The sequence below is a fragment of the Roseinatronobacter domitianus genome (assembly GCF_023336755.1).
In the GTDB taxonomy this organism is placed as follows: domain Bacteria; phylum Pseudomonadota; class Alphaproteobacteria; order Rhodobacterales; family Rhodobacteraceae; genus Roseinatronobacter; species Roseinatronobacter domitianus.
This window is the reverse complement of the sequence record NZ_JALZWP010000009.1, coordinates 117,054-136,863: the sequence shown is the minus strand read 5'-3', so window position 1 is coordinate 136,863 and position 19,810 is coordinate 117,054. Positions and strand designations below refer to the sequence as shown.

The 19,810-nt window shown below is 59.7% G+C and carries 17 protein-coding genes; 11 read left to right on the top strand and 6 right to left on the bottom strand.

The annotated features are described in order from the left end of the window. Positions 1 to 759: ABC transporter ATP-binding protein (locus tag M3N55_RS10800; protein WP_249058695.1), on the top strand; the 759-nt coding region annotated here is incomplete at its 5' end. A gap of 27 nt (positions 760 to 786) precedes the next feature. Here the strand turns inward: M3N55_RS10800 and M3N55_RS10795 are convergent. From M3N55_RS10795 to M3N55_RS10770, 6 genes are all read right to left on the bottom strand, one after another. Next, the gene (locus tag M3N55_RS10795) at positions 787 to 1,539 is read right to left on the bottom strand and encodes a hypothetical protein (RefSeq protein ID WP_249058694.1); all 753 of its coding nucleotides are present in this window, start codon (positions 1,537 to 1,539) and stop codon (positions 787 to 789) included. A gap of 20 nt (positions 1,540 to 1,559) precedes the next feature. After that, positions 1,560 to 3,788, bottom strand: a complete 2,229-nt coding sequence (locus M3N55_RS10790) for a hypothetical protein (RefSeq protein WP_249058693.1) — start codon at positions 3,786 to 3,788, stop codon at positions 1,560 to 1,562. After that, positions 3,781 to 4,155, bottom strand: a complete 375-nt coding sequence (locus M3N55_RS10785; RefSeq protein WP_249058692.1) for a hypothetical protein — start codon at positions 4,153 to 4,155, stop codon at positions 3,781 to 3,783. Before M3N55_RS10785 ends, M3N55_RS10790 begins: the two co-directional genes overlap by 8 nt. Before the next feature lie 17 nt (positions 4,156 to 4,172). Further along, positions 4,173 to 4,670, bottom strand: a complete 498-nt coding sequence (locus M3N55_RS10780) for a DUF4123 domain-containing protein (RefSeq protein ID WP_249058691.1) — start codon at positions 4,668 to 4,670, stop codon at positions 4,173 to 4,175. Beyond that, positions 4,667 to 5,146 (bottom strand): PAAR domain-containing protein, encoded by a 480-nt coding sequence (locus M3N55_RS10775; protein WP_249058690.1) that lies wholly within the window; start codon positions 5,144 to 5,146, stop codon positions 4,667 to 4,669. Before M3N55_RS10775 ends, M3N55_RS10780 begins: the two co-directional genes overlap by 4 nt. Before the next feature lie 99 nt (positions 5,147 to 5,245). Beyond that, on the bottom strand, positions 5,246 to 7,144 hold the full coding sequence (locus tag M3N55_RS10770) for an asparagine synthase-related protein (protein ID WP_249058689.1): 1,899 nt from the start codon (positions 7,142 to 7,144) through the stop codon (positions 5,246 to 5,248). 313 nt (positions 7,145 to 7,457) lie between these two features. Between M3N55_RS10770 and M3N55_RS10765 the strand changes: the two genes are divergently transcribed. The 10 genes from M3N55_RS10765 (at position 7,458) to M3N55_RS10720 (ending at position 19,807) form a co-directional block, all read left to right on the top strand. Next, positions 7,458 to 8,453, top strand: coding sequence for a class I SAM-dependent methyltransferase (locus tag M3N55_RS10765; protein WP_249058688.1), 996 nt, complete (start codon positions 7,458 to 7,460; stop codon positions 8,451 to 8,453). A gap of 55 nt (positions 8,454 to 8,508) precedes the next feature. Further along, positions 8,509 to 9,261, top strand: coding sequence for an SGNH hydrolase domain-containing protein (locus M3N55_RS10760; RefSeq protein WP_283163946.1), 753 nt, complete (start codon positions 8,509 to 8,511; stop codon positions 9,259 to 9,261). 261 nt (positions 9,262 to 9,522) lie between these two features. Continuing rightward, positions 9,523 to 10,659 carry an MraY family glycosyltransferase gene (locus tag M3N55_RS10755; RefSeq protein ID WP_249058687.1) on the top strand — a complete coding sequence of 379 codons (1,137 nt, stop codon included), beginning with the start codon at positions 9,523 to 9,525 and terminating at the stop codon, positions 10,657 to 10,659. Between the two features lie 151 nt (positions 10,660 to 10,810). After that, on the top strand, positions 10,811 to 11,977 hold the full coding sequence (rffA, locus tag M3N55_RS10750; RefSeq protein WP_249058686.1) for a dTDP-4-amino-4,6-dideoxygalactose transaminase: 1,167 nt from the start codon (positions 10,811 to 10,813) through the stop codon (positions 11,975 to 11,977). Then, the gene (locus tag M3N55_RS10745) at positions 11,974 to 13,149 is read left to right on the top strand and encodes a hypothetical protein (RefSeq protein WP_249058685.1); all 1,176 of its coding nucleotides are present in this window, start codon (positions 11,974 to 11,976) and stop codon (positions 13,147 to 13,149) included. Before rffA ends, M3N55_RS10745 begins: the two co-directional genes overlap by 4 nt. Before the next feature lie 6 nt (positions 13,150 to 13,155). After that, a complete protein-coding gene (locus tag M3N55_RS10740) occupies positions 13,156 to 13,860 on the top strand; it encodes a NeuD/PglB/VioB family sugar acetyltransferase (RefSeq protein WP_346429266.1) in 705 nt (234 codons plus the stop codon). Positions 13,861 to 13,985: 125 nt separating this feature from the next. Then, positions 13,986 to 15,959, top strand: a complete 1,974-nt coding sequence (locus tag M3N55_RS10735) for an acyltransferase family protein (RefSeq protein WP_249058683.1) — start codon at positions 13,986 to 13,988, stop codon at positions 15,957 to 15,959. Next, positions 15,956 to 16,747, top strand: coding sequence for a glycosyltransferase (locus M3N55_RS10730; protein WP_249058682.1), 792 nt, complete (start codon positions 15,956 to 15,958; stop codon positions 16,745 to 16,747). Before M3N55_RS10735 ends, M3N55_RS10730 begins: the two co-directional genes overlap by 4 nt. A 3-nt stretch (positions 16,748 to 16,750) precedes the next feature. After that, complete coding sequence (asnB, locus tag M3N55_RS10725; RefSeq protein ID WP_249058681.1) at positions 16,751 to 18,730, top strand: asparagine synthase (glutamine-hydrolyzing); 1,980 nt, start codon at positions 16,751 to 16,753, stop codon at positions 18,728 to 18,730. A gap of 3 nt (positions 18,731 to 18,733) precedes the next feature. Beyond that, positions 18,734 to 19,807 (top strand): EpsG family protein, encoded by a 1,074-nt coding sequence (locus tag M3N55_RS10720; RefSeq protein ID WP_249058680.1) that lies wholly within the window; start codon positions 18,734 to 18,736, stop codon positions 19,805 to 19,807. Positions 19,808 to 19,810 lie beyond the last annotated feature (3 nt).

Sequence of the window (19,810 nt, the reverse complement as noted above, 5' to 3'; positions counted from 1 at the left end):
CCACCAGGTCTTGGCCTGTCGCGGGCGTTGCGGTTTGAGGGGGTGAGTTACAGCTACCCCAACACGACCGATCGCGGCTTACGCGATGTCAGTCTGACCATCCGCGCGGGCGAGCGGATCGGGATTGTGGGGTCCACCGGCGCGGGCAAAACGACGCTGGCTGATCTGACGCTGGGCCTGTTGCGGCCGCAAGCGGGCGTGTTGCGCGCCGATGACACTGTCATCACCGACGACAACCTGCGCGCCTGGCAGCAAAGTGTGGGCTATGTCCCGCAGGAAATTTTCCTGACGGATTCCAGTATCGCCAGCAATATCGCCCTTGGTATCGCGCCAGAGAAGGTGGATACCGCACGGGTCGAGGATTGCGCGAAGCGCGCGCAACTGCATGATTTCATTCTGTCAGACCTGCCCGAAGGCTATGCAACCCCCGTAGGCGAACGCGGCGCGCGCTTGTCGGGTGGGCAGCGCCAGCGTCTGGGCATCGCGCGCGCGCTTTATCACGATGCCGACCTGATCGTGTTCGACGAGGCGACCAGCGCGCTCGACAACGCCACCGAGCGCGATGTGATGTCGGCCATCGACGCGTTGCCCGGCGACAAGACCGTGCTGCTCATCGCCCACCGACTGAGCACCGTGCGCGGTTGCGACCGCATCATCGTGCTCGACAAAGGCCGGCTGGTGGGCTTCGCCCGATGGGACGACCTGATGGCTGAAAACGATGTGTTCCAGAATATCGCCAGCGTTCCCCCGGCAACCTGAGCGCATGGGGCGATAGACCCACCCTAGCTACCGCAGAATCACCACCTGCCCATTGACCAACCCGAATGTGGCGTCCATGCGCATGGTCCGGTCCATGGATTGAAACAACGCCCCACCATCGCGCATCACCCGCACCAGTGGCCCCAGTTGTTGGGCGCTCAGGTCGTAGTCCAGCCCGTCAGCAGTCAGGCCATCTGCAATTTCCAGAAACCCCTGTCTGATTTCGGCGCGGAGCGTTGAGGGAGGGTCGTTCCAGACACTGACAATATCCTCGATCAGCGGTGCCATCATTGTCAGGATATGGTCGATATTGCCAGCTTCAAGCGCGCGCAGCGCCGTGAGGGCCATCTCTTGCGCCAGCGCCGGGGACAGTGCCGCAGCCGGTTCCAGCCGTTGCGTGAAATCTGGCCCGAAGCTTTCAAATCGCAGTGCCGCCCGAATTGGGCTTGGCCCGGACAGAGTGAAACGACCATCCGGTTCTTGCAGGATGGAAGCCCCCGTCGCGTCGCGAATTTCAGCGCGTATTCCGATGCCGGTGTCCGGTGCCACGACAGTGCCGGGCGCATGGCGGCTTAAACGAAACATAGCGTCAACATGTTGGCCGGGCTGCGCCGCCATCTCTATTTCAAGGCTGTTGAGGCGCTTCATACGCAGATTCAGGATATCCATCCATTGCAGGTTCGCGCCGCGCGGGCCCTGCAGAATCGGAAGGCCGTTCAGCATGATCTGGCACTGTGCATCCTCTGATGCCATCATGGTAAGATACGCGAAATCATGCATGTCCGACTGTCCTTGCGCCATCACGCCCCAACACTGCTCTTGGCGCGCTTGATAGGGCAGGCAGCGGCGCTGATTGCTGCCTCCAAGTCACCCGATGACAGGGCATCAAAGACGACTTCAAGGTCAATTTTCTGGGTGTCGTCGTTCTGGGTAATACCATTATAGATGACCTGCACTATGCCCTCGATCGTGCGCGGCTTCATCTCCAACGTGGTCCGATTTTCGTATATTTTTTTGGTAATCAGCGTGTAGACGTCATCCGCGTCCACTTTCGATTGTTTTTCGACATACTCATAACGTCCGGTTGGCAAGAAAAACTTGTAGATCTCTTCACGTTCAACAGTGGTTTGATAGAATGAATAATTGAATTGATACCAACGCCTTGTGAAGGCGTCTTCAACTGCCGTCTTAATCTCTGCAAATCCAAGCGCCGGGTCTTCCGGCATTTTGGACGCGCGCAGAAAATCGTGCTTGCCCAGGTTTTTCGGTCCCAGAAGCGGTGTTGTGAAATCTTTGTTGAACACGCGCGCGGTTGTCACAGTGGCATAGAGGTCAACCCCGTCGAAACGGACCTCGGTTGCGATATAGAAATCTTGTCCGCGGTCCATATGCCCTGCGCCCGTCGCTTTCAGAAGATTGCCGCGCACGCCGCCGGTTGCCGAAACAATGTCGCCGGCACTGACATTGATATAGGCGGATACCGTAAAGGTGCCGGTCACTTCGCCGATCTTGTCAGACTGTGCGAATTCGGGACCGTCGCGGTCGATCTCGAACGACAGGCCCGGAATGGTCAGTTTGAAAGCACCGTCTGCCGACAGCATGGCCTGTGCACCTATACCATAGGCCATGATCCCGACACCAATTTTTCCGCCTGCCTTGACCAGCGTAATCTCGCCCGATGTGCTGAGATTATAGAACACATCGTGGCTTTTGGCATGTCCGGCGTCGCGTTCTTGCCAGCCCCAGTCAAGGCTGATCTCGCCATCGAGGAACGAATAGGAGAAATCCCAGCTCCAGCCGATTTCGGGAACGATGTTCCGGATCGTGTCCTTGATGTCCTGAAGGCTCTGCGCAAGACGGAAAACGACCGCGAGCATTTGTAGTGCGGGGAAGTCCTGTCGCCGGGTGTTGCAGGTCAGGGTAAATATGTCACTGCCGAGCCCGGACAGGTTCATGCCGTTTTCGGTCTCTTTCGTGGTGTGTTCTTCATAAGCGACACTTGTTTCGACATAGCCTTGTCCTTCGACATAAGCGATGTTCTTGAGCGCCAAGCCGCTCATTTCAAGCGTCTTGGTGGTTTTCCCGTCGGACTGGCTGGCGGACATAATCGTCTCGTTGCTGCGGCTGCGCCCGTCGGCGCTAAGACTTTCGCTTGTCCGGTCAGTTTCCGTCGCCGAGCGCCCGTCCCGCATGTTCAGCCGGGTCTCTGTTTCTTGGGTTGTCGTGGTCCCACCATCGGCCCGGACGGTTTGCGATATGCGCTCATCCTCGCTGACGCTGTCACCTTTACGATTTGTCCAGCTATCGGATGCCGTCTGCTCCTCGGTTTTGGCCCCGGATTGATCGCGGTAACTGCGGCTCTCTGTGCTGCGGGTTTCCGCCGTTCCGCTCAGGCTATGGGTCTTGATCGTATGCGTGTCAGATGTGCCGCTAGTGCCATCCTTGCCACGCCATTCCCGGTGGATCTTCTGGCTCTCGAAAAGCGGGGGAACCGTGGCCTTGAAGCTCCATTGGTCGGGGTTGTACACCAAGACCGTCGCGGTGAAGCCCGTCGCTCTGAATTCCCAGGTACTGACATCCGCCGCAAAGGTCAGCAAATCCTTGAAGGGCGCGGTCAAGGTTTTTACCGAGGCATAGGGCGCCTTGGGCGGGTGGTAGGTCACATTGTAAGACCATTGCGTTCCACCACCCAGTCTGGCCTTCAGGATACCGTTGCAATACACGTCCATCTCGGTCGGTGGTGTCGGCCCTGTGTATTGTATCTGGACGCCATCGGTCGCGGAAGTCTGCACGATATGCAAGGTCTGGGTCGCTTCGTCCCAGTAGCGTGGACCCCTGCTTTCGCTGTCCCAGACAGTCACGCTTTCCTCTATTTCGGGGTCGGGCGGCGGCGTGTCGTTGCACGGACATGTTGGGTCACCAAATTTCTGCGCCAGCAAGTCTCTTTTTTTGCGAGCGCGTGCATCGCGCTCGGCACGTTCCCTGTAATGCTCGACGATTTTGTCGTTCGGGGCAGATGCGTCAGACATACCAAGGCCCCGTTCCGGGTTTATGGCCAATCTCTATCAGCTTCACCAACATCACGCGGCGGTCTGGGTGAACGGTGTCGGCGGCTAGGGCTTTCCGCAGGTAGTCATATTCCGGTTGGTCCAGAATCGCCGGGCCGAAGCGCCACGCCCGCAGCGCGATGCGGGCAATGTCGCCTTCGCGGCGGATGCCATTGGGCAGGCATAGGCCGAACGCGGCATCAACTGCCTGCTCGGCCTGGTTTGGCGCAGGGGCGAGCAGGCCGAACTGGGGAGCGTTCGTGACCAGCCAGCGGCACAGGCGTATCCTTGCCCCTGTGGCTTGCGTGCGGGATAGTGTGTCCAGGCTTTCCGAAGAGATCACAAGCATCGCACCGCGCCTCCTGTTCAGACCGGTATCACGGACCGGGCAAGCCCGGTTTCGGTCAGGGTGAAATGCCAGGTCCCGTCGGGCAGGGGCAGCCACCAATCGCTGATATCGGTGAACCAGGGGGCCAGTTCTTGTGGTGTCAGGCTGCCCAGATAAGGCGCCATGACACGCGGGTCGAAGAACCGGAACATAACGACATTCCCATCTGGCATACGTGCCAGCAGGTGTTTGCGCAACGCGCGCCAGATCGTGCCCATATGTGGATGCGCGCGCAGCACGCAGCCAAAGGCTCCCGCGCGTCCCTCTGGGCTGGCCAGCAGGGTCAACAAAGGGGAATCAGAGGCAACTTGCACAAGATGGGGGGCCGCTTCGGCAAGATCCGGGTGCAACTCTCCGGCGAATAAAGCCGTCGCCCGACCCGCTTGCAGAACGGCACCATATAGCTGCGGGTCTGCGGCGCAGTCGATTACGCAATAGAGCGCCGTGTCAGTTGCCGCCTGCCGCGCCATGCTCATGAAGAGCACAATTCGCAAAAGGCCGACCCGCTGGCAGAGGCCCGCCGCAGACTACGTGCCTGGCGCGCCGGCGCACGCAGGGTCTTACCGGTCGCCAGCGCCTCTGGGGTGTCGTGCTGTGCGTTGGCATTGCTGCCACGCCCGGTGCCGCCGCGCGCCGCAGCGGAATGACCGCCATCGCCAATCAGCACGGTGGGACAGCCAGATACGATCTTGCCACCATGGGCGGTGGAATCGCCCAGCCGCGCGGCAGGCAGGCCAGAGATCATCACCGTTGCAGAGCCTGACACGATTGGGTCGGGAATGCCGACCGGTGTGCAGAGTGCCATGTCGGAAAGCCGCGCCGCGGGCATCGCGCCGATCAGAACAGTGGGGGCACCGCGCGTGACCGGCCCGCCCACATGCGGTATTGGTGGCGTGCCCGGAATGACCATCGGGCAAACATGCATGTCGCTCAATCGTGCTGCGGGGCGCATTGTTGAAATCCCAGGCTGAAATATGGTCTTACGCTAGCGTGGCTTGGCGTGTCACTCAAGGGGCTTTGCAGGTCTTCTGAAAGAGCCGCTGCAAAGCGGTCAGATATCGTTGCGCCCCTTGAGATAGCCAATGAACCGCGCCGAGACGAGGCCCCGGCTTAGCGCGAGAAAGGCCATCGTGTCGGCATTCGTGATCGCGTCATCCTGCTCTGGCAGGGCTTCGAGTTGACGGCGCAGGCGGGCGGTATCAATCCGGTCTGCCACATCGGGATCGCCCGCCAGCATGTCCAATTCGTCCAGCAACGCCGCGCGGGCCGGGCGTATGCGCGCCGCCCAGTCAGCGGCCTGTTGCCCGCGACGGGTTTCGTTCAGCACCATATCGGGGACTTTCCCGGCCAGCAGACGCTTGGCAAGCCAGCGTTTAACCCCGTCATTCAGGTATTGGCGCGGGGGGATTGCAAAGCAAAACTCCAGAAACGGGCGGTGGCGTGTCGGGTCGCGCATGGGCATGTCATGGACCTGCTCCATGGCGCCCTGAATGTCACCGGCTTCATTCACCGCATTGCCCAGCATCTTTGTGCGGTAGTCCCGCACCGAAGAGATGGGCCGGAAGAACGGATCGAACCCCTGTTCCGCCGCGCGTTTCAGAACGCCGCTTTCATGCGCGTAATCGGCGCGCAAGGGAGACCAGGTTTGCAGCGGGTCTTCGAATGGGCCGTCACGCCACGCCATAAGCGATTTTTGCAGCGCCGGGGGCAGGACCGGCAGGAGCGCTTGGCGAAAGGCCCGTTTGCCCGCCGCCCCGCGTGGCCCGCCCAACCACAATTCGCGCGCCAGTCGCAGCCAGTGGCCGCTACGGAACAGGTCCGGCAGGTAGCCCGTTCCGTCATAGCTGAAGGTCAGATTGCCCATCGCCCCGGTCAGGACCACATCGGCCCCTTCGCGTTGGGCCAACTGGCGGATATCATGCACCCAATGCATGTTGCCCACGTTGCGCGGTGGCGCCATCGCTTTGTCGAACATATCGCGCAGATGATGCGAAAAGTCGCGCCCCGCCCCGTCTACCCAATGTGGGCGCAGTTGCGGATACAGCTCTGCCAGCGCGTTGACATGCGGGCGTTCATCGACCCAGGCGCGGCTGCGCGCCGGGGGACGCCAGCCCGCTTGCGGCACCGACGTGGCCGACAAAAGTGGCGCATCGGGACGGCAGCGCATGGCATAGGCGGCAACAGCCTGCGAATCGTAACCGCCGGACAGGCTGACCAGCGGCGTGTCGAATCCGTCCAGCACCGCATGTGTTGCTTCTGCGAACAAGGCGTCAGCGGCCTCGACATACTCGGCGTCAGAGTTCAGGCGCAGGGGCGCAATCTCATCCAGCCGATACCACGTCTCTTCATCCATCCGGTCGCGCGTAATCCGGGCGCGTGTGCCGCGCGGCAGTCGGGTGACGCCCTTGAACCAGCCGCGCCGCTCGTCGCAATAATTCAGGAACAGCCCATCGGCGAGCTTGTCATCGTCCAACACGCGCGCGACCTCTCCTGTCGCGAAGATCGCATTGGGAGTGCTGGCGACAATGCAACGATCCGCATCTTGCCAGATATGCAGCATGGGCGCGATGATCGGGCTGCGCACAATATGCAGCGCGCCGCCATGTGGCGGGATCAGAATTGCAGCGTATTCACCCAAAACGCGGGTGTCGGCGCGATCCCCCCATGCTGTGCGCGCTGCCGCATAGAGCGCGGCATCCGACGCGGGCGCCGCGCCAAGCTCGGCCCGAAGCGCGGGGCGGTTGGCGATGAAGCCGGTGAACAGAACCGCCGTGCCATCTGCCAAACGGGGCAGGGTGGTTTGGGCGGGTGCCGCCCCGTCGCAGAGCAACGCGCCGTTCACGCTGTGGCAGGCCGGGGTTGTCAGACCAATGCGCAAGGCCGCGGCAAAGGCATGTGCCCGGTCCGGTCCGGGCTTGGGGCTGTCCCAAAGAAGATATGCGCCAATCATCCGCTGCTTGTGTGACAGTCATCCGGGCTTGGCAAGGGGCGCTGTTGCCTCTGCCCCGACCGCGTGGCATAGCATCACGAATAAATTGCCGGAGCGCATGGACATGAAATATCGCCCCGAGGTTGATGGCCTGCGCGCCGTTGCGGTTGTTCCGGTCATCCTGTTTCATGCCGGGATACCCGGCTTCTCCGGCGGGTTCGCGCTTGCATGAATCCAAAAATTAACTATTATTAACGAAGCTTGGCTGCCTTGCAGTCTTTGCGTCAGCCCGTGGGACCTTCAGCCCGTGGGACCTTCAGCCCGTGGGACTAGAATGTCAGTTCTTCAACCTTCAAGATCGACGATTTTCAATCGCTACCCGCATTTGTTCCTTTCGGCGCAGGCGTGGTCTAGGCAGCGAAGGCCGGATGCAAAAGCTAGTCTGAGGATTTTGTCTTTTGGCTGCTCGGATGGTTCGGAAATGGCGTCTTTGAGCTGTTATTTTCCGGACGCCATTATTCATGGTTGCGATATATTTCGAGAAGGATTTGAGGCTAACCCGACGGGTGGGCGCGCAGGGCTGTTTTTTGATAGCACCGAAGATGAAATCAAGCGGCACGGACCATACGACATCATTTTTGCTAATTCTGTCCTCTGCGCGTATCCTCTAAAGGCTCCGATCAATCAAAGCTTGTCATTTGAGACTTTTAACAAATGGGTGAGCGTGTTGTCGGGAGCACTCGAGCCATCTGGGCTTCTTGTGGTCTACAATAGCAGCTACTTCTTTCAAGACGCTGAAGTTTTTGGCCAGTTCAAGCCGATTCGAACGCCGATGACATATTCCTCCGGCTGGGTGCCGAAATGGAGTAGGAAAGAGACACTAGCCATTGATCTGGGGTCTGAAAGCCAGCCAATTTTCGTATCGGACAGAGTTGATTCTGGCAGGCAAATAGATTGTCTGTTTGAAAAGTCGGGCGCCGGCAACCCTGTCTATCTGCCCTATGGCGTGGAAGTTAGCGACCCATATGAGGTGTTGGAAACGACAAAAGTAAGTCGGGCTAACGCGATCTTAACAAGGGAGACCATCAGAACTGAAGATGAAAGATTTTTTCACAAATCTTCTTGGGCGATCAAAACTTGCGACGGTGGTATCCTTGATCTCAACCCTTGGTTTATTCCTGCGTCCAAAGAAGGTCAAAAATATCCTTTCCCTGCGATATTTGATACGCTGCCCCCAAAGCCCAAGCCCGCCTCGGAGAAACGTGAAAAATCTCGGGCTCACCGGCAAAGTTTCCGTGTTCGACTGTTGGACAAATTGCGCGCAACTTAAATTTAAGATGTAGTCATAAATTAACTGTATTGGTTGGTGCGCCGATGTTGTCATAATGGGCGACAGCCATTCCCATGCAATCGCCTTTGAAACCGCAAATATGTTGCGGGCAGGGGGGATCGGCACCTATTTTCTGTCCTATGGCGGATGTCCGACCCTGAGCGGCTTTGTGCGCGCCGACCGCCGGGAGGCGCAGCAATGCAACGCCTATATAGAAAGTATGCTCGCGTATATTCGGGATAAACAGATCCGAACCGTCATCCTTGCCGCGCGTTTTACTCAGCAGCTAGAAGGGACCGGGTTCGACAATGGGGAAGGCGGCATAGAGTATGTGTCGGGTGCTTATGTCGATTTGGCATCCCAGCCTGGTGGCCCTGCTGCGCAGGACGACCCAGCACGCCGAGCCCGCGTGCTGGAGCGCTGGAAGATAGAGCTACTTGCGCTTGCAGAGGAATTCAACGTCATCCTTGTTCATCCAATTCCCGAAGCTGGCTGGAACGTGCCGCGCGCTTTGGTTCACCGGACGCTATACGGTGACAGCATCGCAACCCCGCTCACGACGGACGCGGCGATCGTGCGGGCGCGCGACAAGCTTGTGAACGATCTTTTTGACTCCCTGAAGCATCCGAACCTGTATCAGGTGAAGCCGTATGACATTTTCTGCGACACCAAGGTCGCCGGACGATGTCTGAACGAATGGGAGGGCGATGTGCTCTATTTTGACGATGACCACCTTTCGAATGCGGGAGCGCGCTGGGTGGCCGACGCGATCCGACCTGTCATTCGTGACATCTTCCGCACGAACTGAGCTGGCTGGTCCGGAAAGGTGCTTTCGTGACATCGGCGGTTGTTGTGCTTATTTTTTGTGCACAGTATTGAGTGAGCTTGTGTTGCAGGTGGAACTTCGCTCATTTTGCAACGCAGCACGATTTGTGTTCTGTCAAAGGATACACAACTGTTGATAGTTCTGTTACGGGTGAGGGCACCGATGTGGTTTTCGGGTTCGGCGCAGTGTGGCGCAGCTAAATTTATCAAATAATCTGTTCTGTGAGATAAAAGGTAGGCCTGAATGCATGCCGAGATCTTTAACTTCGCGCTTGGAATGTTCGCGATCTCATTCGCCGTATGCGGGTTGATTGTCCTTGTAAGCCAACTGCGTGCGGACTGGGTCATTCGACCCTCTGACCTGAAAGCCAAGCAAGCCGCCCATCGTCGCCCGACATCGCGGCTTGGGGGCGTCGGAATCATGTGCGGGGCCTTGGCCGCCTTTGTTTTGTCGCTTCCGAAAGAGGTTGAGCCGGGGCTGAAGGTGATCTTCATTTCGGCATTGCCAATTTTCCTTGCCGGTCTTGCAGAGGATATCGGCCTGCGGCTTAGCCCGCGTGTGCGTCTTGGCGCTGCCGCGTTCGCCTCGCTTCTGGCGGCGGCTCTGGTCGGGCACTGGGTAACGCGCAGCGATATTCCGGGGCTGGACATGTTATTGGTCATCCCCGCCATCGGGCTTCTGGCCACTGCGATCTGGGGCGCGGGGGTTTGCCATGCCTTCAACCTGATCGATGGTGTGAATGGTCTGAGTTCGGGGACCGCAGCGCTGTCGGCTCTTGGTCTTGCGGCGATCGCCAACTCCGCCGGAGAGCCGGGGATCGCGCTCGCGGCGCTGCTTCTGGTGCCGGCCATTCTGGGGTTTCTGGTCTTTAACTGGCCCTTCGGTCGCCTGTTCCTGGGCGATGCGGGGGCCTATTCCTTGGGACATCTTCTGGTTTGGCTGGGCATCCTTCTGGTGGCGCGACAGCCCGAAGTGTCAATGCTGGCCATCGTGGGGCTGTTCTTCTGGCCGGTGACCGATACATTCTTCGCTATCTACCGCCGCCGCCGCGCAGGACGGCGCGCCGATCAGCCCGACCGTCTGCATTTCCACCAGTTGGTGATGCGCGGTCTGGAGATAATGCTTGTGGGGCGGGGCCGCCGCCACATCTCGAACCCGCTGGCAAGCGCGCTGCTGTTGCCGATTATCGGTCTTGGCATCCTGGGCCACGTTATGCTCTATGATAACCCGCTGGCCATTGCAGCCCTTTTGGGGGCCCAGGTATCGGGTTTCGTGGTGGCCTATCTGCTGGGAATGCGGCTCGCCAACAATAACCGCAGGACACCCGTGTTCGAACGTGAAGAACCATTAGAACTTGTGGCAGAGGCACCGCGCCGTTGATGCGGGCATTGCTCCCTCTGTTCCCAAGCATCCCGGATACCAGTGGCATTTCCGTTTCCAGATATGCTAGAGCGCCTGCAAACCCGGAGTGACGTGGGTGCAGTGAGCGCCTCGATTCTCCGACCGTGTTCGACCAAATGCAGGCGCTGCAATGACCCTAAGTTACCCCTATGTAAAATCGACCTTCACGCAGCACGAATTGGGGCTGGTGACAGAGTTGATGGAGCGCGAGAATATGACTCTTGGGTTCAGCCATAGTGCGCTGTGCACAGAGGAAATCGCGCGCAGGCTGGGGCTGACGCAACCGCCGCAACGCGTGTTCTTGACCCCGTCTTGCACCAGCGCGCTGGAAGTGGCCGCGCTTTTGTCGGGCGTTGGGCCGGGCGACGAGGTAATCCTGCCCTCCTATACCTTTTCCTCGACCGCGACCGCCTTCGCGCTGCGCGGCGCGACACTGGTGTTTGTCGACAGCCAACCCGGCAGCTTCAATATTGACCCGCAAGCTGTGCGCGACGCGGTCACGCCCGCCACCCGCGTCATCATTGCCATGCATTATTGCGGCGTTTCCTGCGATATGGACAGCCTGTCGGCCATCGCCCGCGACTGTGGCGCCATGCTGATAGAGGACGCCGCGCAAGCTTACGGCGCGACCGCGCAGGGGCAGGCCGTGGGCACGCGCGGCGATGTGGCGACCTTCAGCTTTCACCACACCAAGAACCTGTCCTGCGGGGAAGGCGGCGCGCTGGTCGTCAACAATCCCGACCTGTGCGACCGCGCCGCGATCCTGCTGGAAAAGGGCACCAATCGCAGCCAGTTCTTTCAGGGGCTGGTCGACAAGTATTCCTGGGTCGATCTTGGCACCTCTGGTGTCATTAGCGAAATCGCCGCCGCCGTGCTGCTGGGCCAGTTGCAGCGCGCCGATGAAATCAACGGAGCGCGCATTGCCGGCTGGAACGCCTATCATGCCGCCTTCGCACCGCTGGAGGCGGATGGCGTGATCGCGGCGCGTCCGCATGTGCCTGAAGGCTGCGCGCATAACGGGCATATCTACTTCATCCTGCTGCCCGACCCGGCGCTGCGTCCGGGGGTTATTGCGGAACTGTCGCGCCGGGGGATCAGCGCGCCGTTTCACTATGTGCCCCTGCATGACACGGTGGCGGGCCGCCGCTTCGGGCGTGTGTCGGGCCAGATGGTCGAGGCTAATCGCGCGGGCTCTTGCCTGCTGCGCCTGCCGCTCTGGCCCGGTGTCGCGGATCATGTGCCGGAGATCGTAGCCGAGGTGACTGCGGCAATCGAGATCACAAAGGCCGTTGCATGACCGGAACCGAACAGGCGCTCACCATCCTGTTGTTGAGTCGGGGAAATATTCATAACTCTACCCTGCTCTCGACCTTGGTGAATGAGTATTCCGTCGACCCTAAGAGTTTCGTCGTCGTTTTATTTGGCGGTGACACCAAAGCGCAAAAAGACGACCTGCCCGCAGGGGTTGAGGAAATGTCTTGGAACGACGCCCTGTCTTTGGATGATGCGGCTATTAAGGCGGTCATCCTTCAAAGCCTTTACCCGGCCAATGCGCGTGCGTTGCGCGAGTTTGCAGCACAAACCGCCGTATCTTATGCCAAGGTTGGAATCATCATTACAGATAACGAGGTTGATCTGTGGAAATCACATGTCGACAAGTTCGGATCGCTGGATAAGGGACACACCAAGACGATAACCGACGATATGAAACATGCGCTTGCGAAGATCGACAACTTTTGTTGCACGTATAACCCGTTCGGCCAAACGCTGGAGGAGATACTCGCACGCCCTTTGAATATTTCGGATACGTTCCCGATCCGCAAACTCCTGCCGGAGCCGACGGATTACGCAGTGTTCACAGGTCGCGTCAAAGACGAGATCGACTATCTGGAGCGACTCGCTAACCGGCGGACGATCATGGTTATGTCAAAGCCACTCCCCTATGAGCGCAAGCGGGTATATGTGCGCGACCTGCTTCGGTTCTGCTTATTTGGGCAGTCGCGGTATTCCGTGACCGTGCTATTCTGGGAGCGCCGCAAGCCTTGGAAAACATGGGATAAGGTGGAATATCGGCTAATCATGATCTTCGTGGCATGGCTATCACCAGTGCTGCGCCGCTTCGGGCGGCCAGATATCCGTATCCGGTTTCTGCCCTCACTCTCGCGCCATGAATACATGACCACTCTTTTGCGCTGTTATGCATTGATCGGGCAGCGGCGTAGCGGTGTCGGGGCCATGACCGAAGCTGTGCGTAATGGGGGTCAGCTTGTGTTGGAGCGCGGCTCCTATAACGAACAACTGTTTAGCGAATCTTGGAAAACCCCGATTGTCTATCGAAATAACAACATTTTCCAAGAACTCGTGGATACTGAGAATGATGAGGTAGATTTCGAGCGCGTGATGACAGAGTCTCGTGACAGGTTCTGGTTATTCTATGCGAGCATTTTCACCGTGAAACCATCGGACTGACCTTCAGTGACAAGACGCAAAGCCATATTACTTTGGGGCGCGGGAAGCCAAGCGCGATTGGTTGAGGCCATGTTAAGGGACATGGACGAACTCTCCGAAGATAGTATTGTGTTCGACCCGTTAGGCAGTTCTGATCTGATAACCAATCTTCAGATTATTCGTGATGTCGAGGCGCTAGCAGAGCGTCTTCCAACGCTAGAAGGCTTTGTAGTTTGCATCGGCAATCAGCATGGACTTGCACGCGTTCGAGTTGGTGAATTTCTTTCCGGACGGGGGCTTGTGCCAATTTCCGTTCTATCGCAGCAAGCAATGCTCGATTCAACCCTCCATATTGGTCGAGGATGCGTGGTCATGCCGGGTGTGATCGTGCAAAAATTCTGCACGATAGGGGATTATGCAATTCTAAACACCGGTGCCTGTATTGACCATGAATGTCACCTTGGGGACGGAGTTCATGTCATGGGGCAAGTGGCCTTGGCCGGACGTGTAAGCATAGGGAATTGTGCAACCATCGGGACAAACGCAACCATTCTGCCCGACCTTAGCGTTGGCGCTGGAGCCTATGTCGGGGCGGGCAGCGTTGTCATTCAGGATGTGGCAGAGGCATCTGTTGTTGTCGGCAATCCGGCGCGCTGGCTGCGCCAAACAAGTCAACAATTCGAGGCTTTTACGCTAACGGCACTCGCCACTGCGATTGCGCGGCGCGCCTAGCCTTCGGGCAGTTCGGTAACGCGGTCGGGGAATCAACAGGTTCTGACCGGCGGAGCCTTGTAATCCCCCACTGAAACGGGCTACCCGTCCACAATCCATTTGCCCGCGAGCAGGCACGCCCGCCCATGCATTACCGCCCAGAGATAGACGGCCTGCGCGCCGTTGCCGTTGTTCCGGTCATCCTGTTTCACGCAGGCGTCGGAGCCCTTGCCGGCGGGTTCGTGGGCGTTGACGTTTTCTTTGTCATTTCGGGGTATCTGATTACGTCCATCATCCTGCGCGAACGCGCCGAAGGGCGGTTTTCGATGTGGCGGTTCTGGGAGCGGCGGGCGCGGCGCATTCTGCCTGCGCTGTATGTCGTGATGCTGGCCTGCATTCCGGTGGCCTGGGCTCTGATGCTGCCCGACCAGTATCGCGATTTCGCGCGCTCGCTGGTGGCGGTGGGGCTGTTCGGTTCAAATATTCTGTTCTGGCGCGAATCGGGGTATTTCGCGGCTGCGGCGGAAGAAAAGCCGCTGCTGCACACTTGGTCGCTATCGGTGGAAGAGCAGTTCTATCTGCTCTTTCCGCTGCTGATGGTGCTGCTGTGGCGCTTCGGGCGGCGTGGCGTGGCGGGTATCCTGGCCGTGATTGCGCTGGTTAGCCTTGGCCTCAGCCATTACGCTGCCTACTCAATGCCCAGTGCAAATTTCTACCTGCTGCCAACGCGCGCGTGGGAGTTGCTGGTAGGCGCGCTCTGCGCTCTGTGGCTGGCCGAACGTCCGCGCGTAGGCCATGATGGGCTGGCCGGGCTTGGTTTGGCGGCGATCGTGCTGTCGGTGGTCTGGTTCGATGGCATGACGCCGTTCCCGTCCCTTTGGGCGCTTCTGCCGGTGCTGGGCGCGGCAGGGGTAATTCTGTTCGCGCGGCCCGAGGGTTGGACAGGACGGCTCTTGTCGCAGCGTTGGATGGTGGGGATCGGTTTGGTCAGCTACTCGGCCTATCTGTGGCACCAGCCGCTGATGGCGTTTGCGCGCATCGCCCATCTGTCTGCTCCCCCCTTATGGGTGATGCTGGCACTTGGCGCGCTGTCCTTCCCGCTGGCCTATGTCACATGGCGTTTTGTCGAACAGCCCTTCCGCCGCCGGCGCGGCACCTTCGCACGTCCGGCCCGGCTGGGCGCGGCCTTGGTTCCCACCTTCGCGGTGTTGCTGGCGGTGGGCGTGCATGGACATGTGACAGAGGGGCGGCGCGATATCTGGATGGCGCAAGCCCCGGAGGCGCAAGTGCATATGTATCGCTTGTTAGAAACGGCGCGGGCCGGTGGTGCGGGCTGGCGCCGTGATCCCGCTTTGCCCTGCGTTTTGCAACTGACGCGTCTTGCCGGACAAATGGACCGTTTGCGGGCTTGCCACGAAACGCATGGGCCTGGTTTACTTGTGGCGGGCGACAGCCATGCAAGGATGTTAATGCCTGTCCTGCAAGGGCTGACAAAACGTCCTTTTGTGGTGACGCTGGCACAAGGCGGATGTCAGAGCTTCTCGCGGCGGCCAGAATGCACGCATTCGCAAGAGCTTCGGACTTTGTTACGTGAGGAGCCTGCGCTGTTTTCTGACATAGTTTACCATGTTGTCGGTCAGTCTATGCTGACGGATGGTACAGCGCATGCTGGTACGCCATCCATGTTCGAGCGGATTGGTGCTGAAGACCCGGTGGTGGGGATTGCCGTGAATCAAGACCATATCGATCAGGTGGTTGCGTTTCTGTCGGAATTGTCGATGTTTGATGGGCCTCAGGTTTTATGGGTCGGGCCGGGCTTGGGACATTATTTGCCTATGGCGGGACTATTGCGCGCGGGCTGCGACGCGCTCCACAGCTTGCGCGCCGGTCAGGCCGAGTTGTTTTCTGAACTCGACGAATATGCTGCCCTTCGGGCCCTCGCGCGCGGGGTGCCGTATGTTTCGCTGCAAAAGATGATACAGATAAACCCGTCCCTTGATCTGACATCCTGCGCCGAGTTGTTCTGGATCGACGGTCATCATTGGTCAGTTGCGGGCATGCGACACTTCATGCCCCGTCTGATGCCATTGGCCGCACAATTGAAGGACACATCCGCATGAGTGCATCGCTGCCTGTCCGTCACTTCCTTATCACCCGATTCAATCTGAACTATGCTCAGACCTATGGCGATCTGTTTCGCTATTCGGATGCGTGGATGCGCCACCGGATGGACCTGTTCGAGCGATTTTGTCATCCTTCGGTCTTGCGCCAGACCTCGCAGAATTTCACTTGGCTGGTTTATTTTGATCGGACCCGGACCCAGCCTTATCTGGACAGACTCGCACCGCTCTTCGATGATCCAAGGTTTAACGCAATACACATCAACGATCCCGCAGAGATGCTGGCGGATATCTGTTCGCGGGTGGGGTCCGACATGGCCTTGTTGACGTCGAGGCTGGACAATGACGACATGCTGCATCCTGACTTCGTCGCGAGGATGCAAGCGTGCGCCTCTCAAAAGAAGCGAAACGATGCGCCCATAATCATCGATTTTCCGGAATTGACATGGTGGCGCGAGGGCAGCCCGCGGGCGCAACGGTTTCGTTCTGACGTGGTGTCGCCCTTTGCCTCGGTTCTGGAGGCGCCAAGTGCCGAAGGCTGGGCGGCTGGGCCGCGCACCGTTCTCGCGGGGCGACATGACAAGCTCGAAACACTTTTCGGGAAAGTCGAGAACTTGCCGGAACCCTACAGTATGACAATCCTGCATGGCAACAATGTCTCGAACGGGCAAAGCCGTTTCGGTATGGTGGGGCGGATGCTGCGTGTATGGCGGGACCGCCGCTCGACATTGTCGCGCGCAGAGACGACAAGGGTGCTGGCGGAGTTCGGGCTGGACGGGAAAGGCTGAGGCATGTGCGGGATCGCGGGGCTACTGGGACAAGGGTCCTCTGGCGCGGCGCTTGCGCCCGCGATCCTGCACTCCATGACCGATGCGATCCGCGCGCGCGGACCTGACGCCGAAGGGCATTGGCGTGATGATGCTGCCGCGGTTGCGCTGGGGCATCGCAGGCTTGCGATCATCGACCTGTCAGACGCCGGGGCGCAGCCGATGCAATCAGCCTGCGGGCGCTTTGTGATCGTGTTCAATGGCGAAATCTACAACCATCTGGACCTACGCAAGACGCTGGTGGCAGAGGGGCGTGCCCCAGAGTGGCACGGTCATTCCGATACCGAAACCCTGCTGGGCGCGATTGCCGCTTGGGGGCTGGTGCCCGCATTGCAGCGCGCCTTCGGCATGTTCGCGCTTGCCCTGTGGGACCGCAAGGACCAAACCCTGACCCTTGCCCGTGACCGTATGGGGGAAAAACCGCTCTATTGGGCAGAGTGGAACGGGCATTGGGCCTTTGCCTCGCAGCCTTCGGCGCTCCGAGCTTTGCCGGGGTTTGCGCCCGGTCTGTCGCGGGCTGGCGTGGCCGCTTATCTTGCGCGCGGCTATGTCGATGCGCAGGCCAGCCTGATGCAAGGGCTGATGCGTGTGGCACCCGGCGGCATGGTCAGTTTGCGGGCAGGGCGCGCGCCAGAGCAAGTCACATGGCAGGATTTCGGTGCGCTGGCCGGCGGGGCGGCGTTACAGACCCCGCCCCCCGACAGTGCGTCGGCGCGTCGCGGCTGGCTGGAAGACCTGCTGGCAGAGGTTGTCGCGCAACAGCAGATCAGCGATGTGCCCTTGGGCTGTTTTCTGTCGGGCGGTATCGATTCGTCGCTGGTGGCGGCCTTGATGCAGGCCGGGTCCGGGCAGCAGGTGCAAAGTTTCTCTATTGGGTTTTCCGGCAGCCGCTTCGATGAATCCCCCTATGCCGAGGCGGTAGCACGGCATCTGGGCTGCGCCCACCAGACTTTGCATGTCACCGAGGAAGATGCGCTGGCATTGGTCCCGGAGCTGCCGCGCATCTATGACGAACCCTTCGCGGACAGTTCGCAGATACCCACGACCTTGCTGTGCCGTCAGGCCCGCGCGCATGTTACCGTCGCGCTGACCGGCGACGGTGCCGACGAGGTGTTCGGTGGCTATAATCGGCATGTGCTTGGTCCGGGATTGTGGCGCAACCTGTCGCGCCTGCCGCGCCCGGTGCGCCGCGCGTTGGGCAAGGCTGTCATGTCGGTGGTGGCGCGGGGTGGCGCGTCCAGCGACCGGTTGCAAGCCTTGGCCCGCCGGTTTCGCCTGCCGGTAACACTGGTCGACAAGCTGGCGCGGCTGGGCCGGATGAGCGCAGAGGCTGGCACGCCGGACCAGTTCTATGCCTTTCTGACCCGTGGAATTGCGGACCCTGCGGCGCTGATGGTGCGTGACCCCGGCGCTGTGTTTGAGCCGTCATTGCCGGGACAATTGGCCGATCTGGCGCCGGGCAGTGCGGAATGGCTTATGGCGCGCGACAGTATCGGCTACCTGCCGGACGATATATTGGTAAAGGTTGACCGGGCTGCGATGGCCGTGTCTTTGGAAACGCGCACGCCCTATCTGGACGGGCGCGTGGTGTCGGCGGCATGGGCGCTGGACCAGAGTGACCGGATCGACCGGGCAGGGCGCGCGCGGCGCGGCAAGGTGATCCTGCGCGATATTCTTGCCCGCCATGTCCCGCCCGTCCTGACCGAACGCCCCAAGCAGGGCTTCGCCATTCCGCTGGATGACTGGTTGCGCGGTGGTTTGCGAAGCTGGGCGGAGCGGTTGTTGGCCCGCGATGACCTTATGGCCGAGGCGGGGCTGGACCCGACCGCCTGCCGCAGCCTTTGGTCGCGGCACATCGCCCAGCAGGGTAACGAGGGGCAAGCGCTCTGGGCCGTGCTGATGCTGCTGGCGTGGCTTGGCCATCTGCCTGCAGGAGAGGTCTAGCCCATGCTGCCCTATTGGCTTTTGTTCCTTGTGCCGGCCCTTCTGGCCATTTCCAGCCCGCCGTCGCGCAAAATGCGCCGTGACGGCACGCGGTTTGCGCGGTCCGACCCGATCTGGGTGTTGATGCTGCTGCTGCTGACCATCATGATCGGGTTTCGTTTCCGGGTGGGGGGCGATTGGGGCGCGTATTTCGAATATCTGATTGTTGCCGCAACATCAGACCTGCGCGAATCCCTGCTTCTGGATGACCCCGGCTTTCGGGTTCTCAACCTCTTTTCAATCTGGCTTGGCTTCGGGATCATCGGCGTCAACACGGTTTCGGGGTTGATCTTCAGCGCTGGGCTTTTGGCCTTTTGCCGAAGCCTGCCCAGACCTTGGTTGGCCTTGGCTGTGGCCGTGCCTTACCTGGTGATCGTGGTGGGCATGGGCTACACGCGGCAGGCTGTTGCAATCGGGCTGGTCATGCTTGGGCTTGTCGCCTTGGGACGGCAAAAATGGGTCTGGTTTATTTTATGGGTCCTGCTGGCCGCGACTTTCCACAAAACCGCGGTCATTCTGTTACCCATTGTCGCGCTGACAATGAGCCGCAATCGCTGGCTTATCATCCTGCTCGTCGGTGTGACCGGGGGGGTGGGCTACCAGGTTTTGCTCGGGGACAGCGCCGATACCCTGGTCCGAAACTACATCGACGCTGAATTGCAATCCGGCGGAGCGCTGATCCGGCTGGGTATGAATGCTCTACCGGCGCTTTTGTTCCTTTTTTATCGAAAGAAGATCATGATTGCGCCCTCTGAGTATCGAATATGGCGGCTTTTCGCCTTCATCTCGGTGGGCTTGTTTGTTGCGATGTTCGGCACCTCTGCGTCGACGGCGCTGGACCGGTTGGGTTTGTACATGCTGCCGCTGCAATTGTTCCTGTTCGCGCATCTGCCGGACCTGATGGGGCGTCAAGGGAAACAGAATTCCGGCATCGTCACCATGATCCTAGCCTATTACGCCGCAATCTTGTTCGTTTGGTTCAATTTTGGCTCCTTCTCTTTTGCGTGGGTGCCTTACCGAATGCATCTGGGGGGCTAGAGG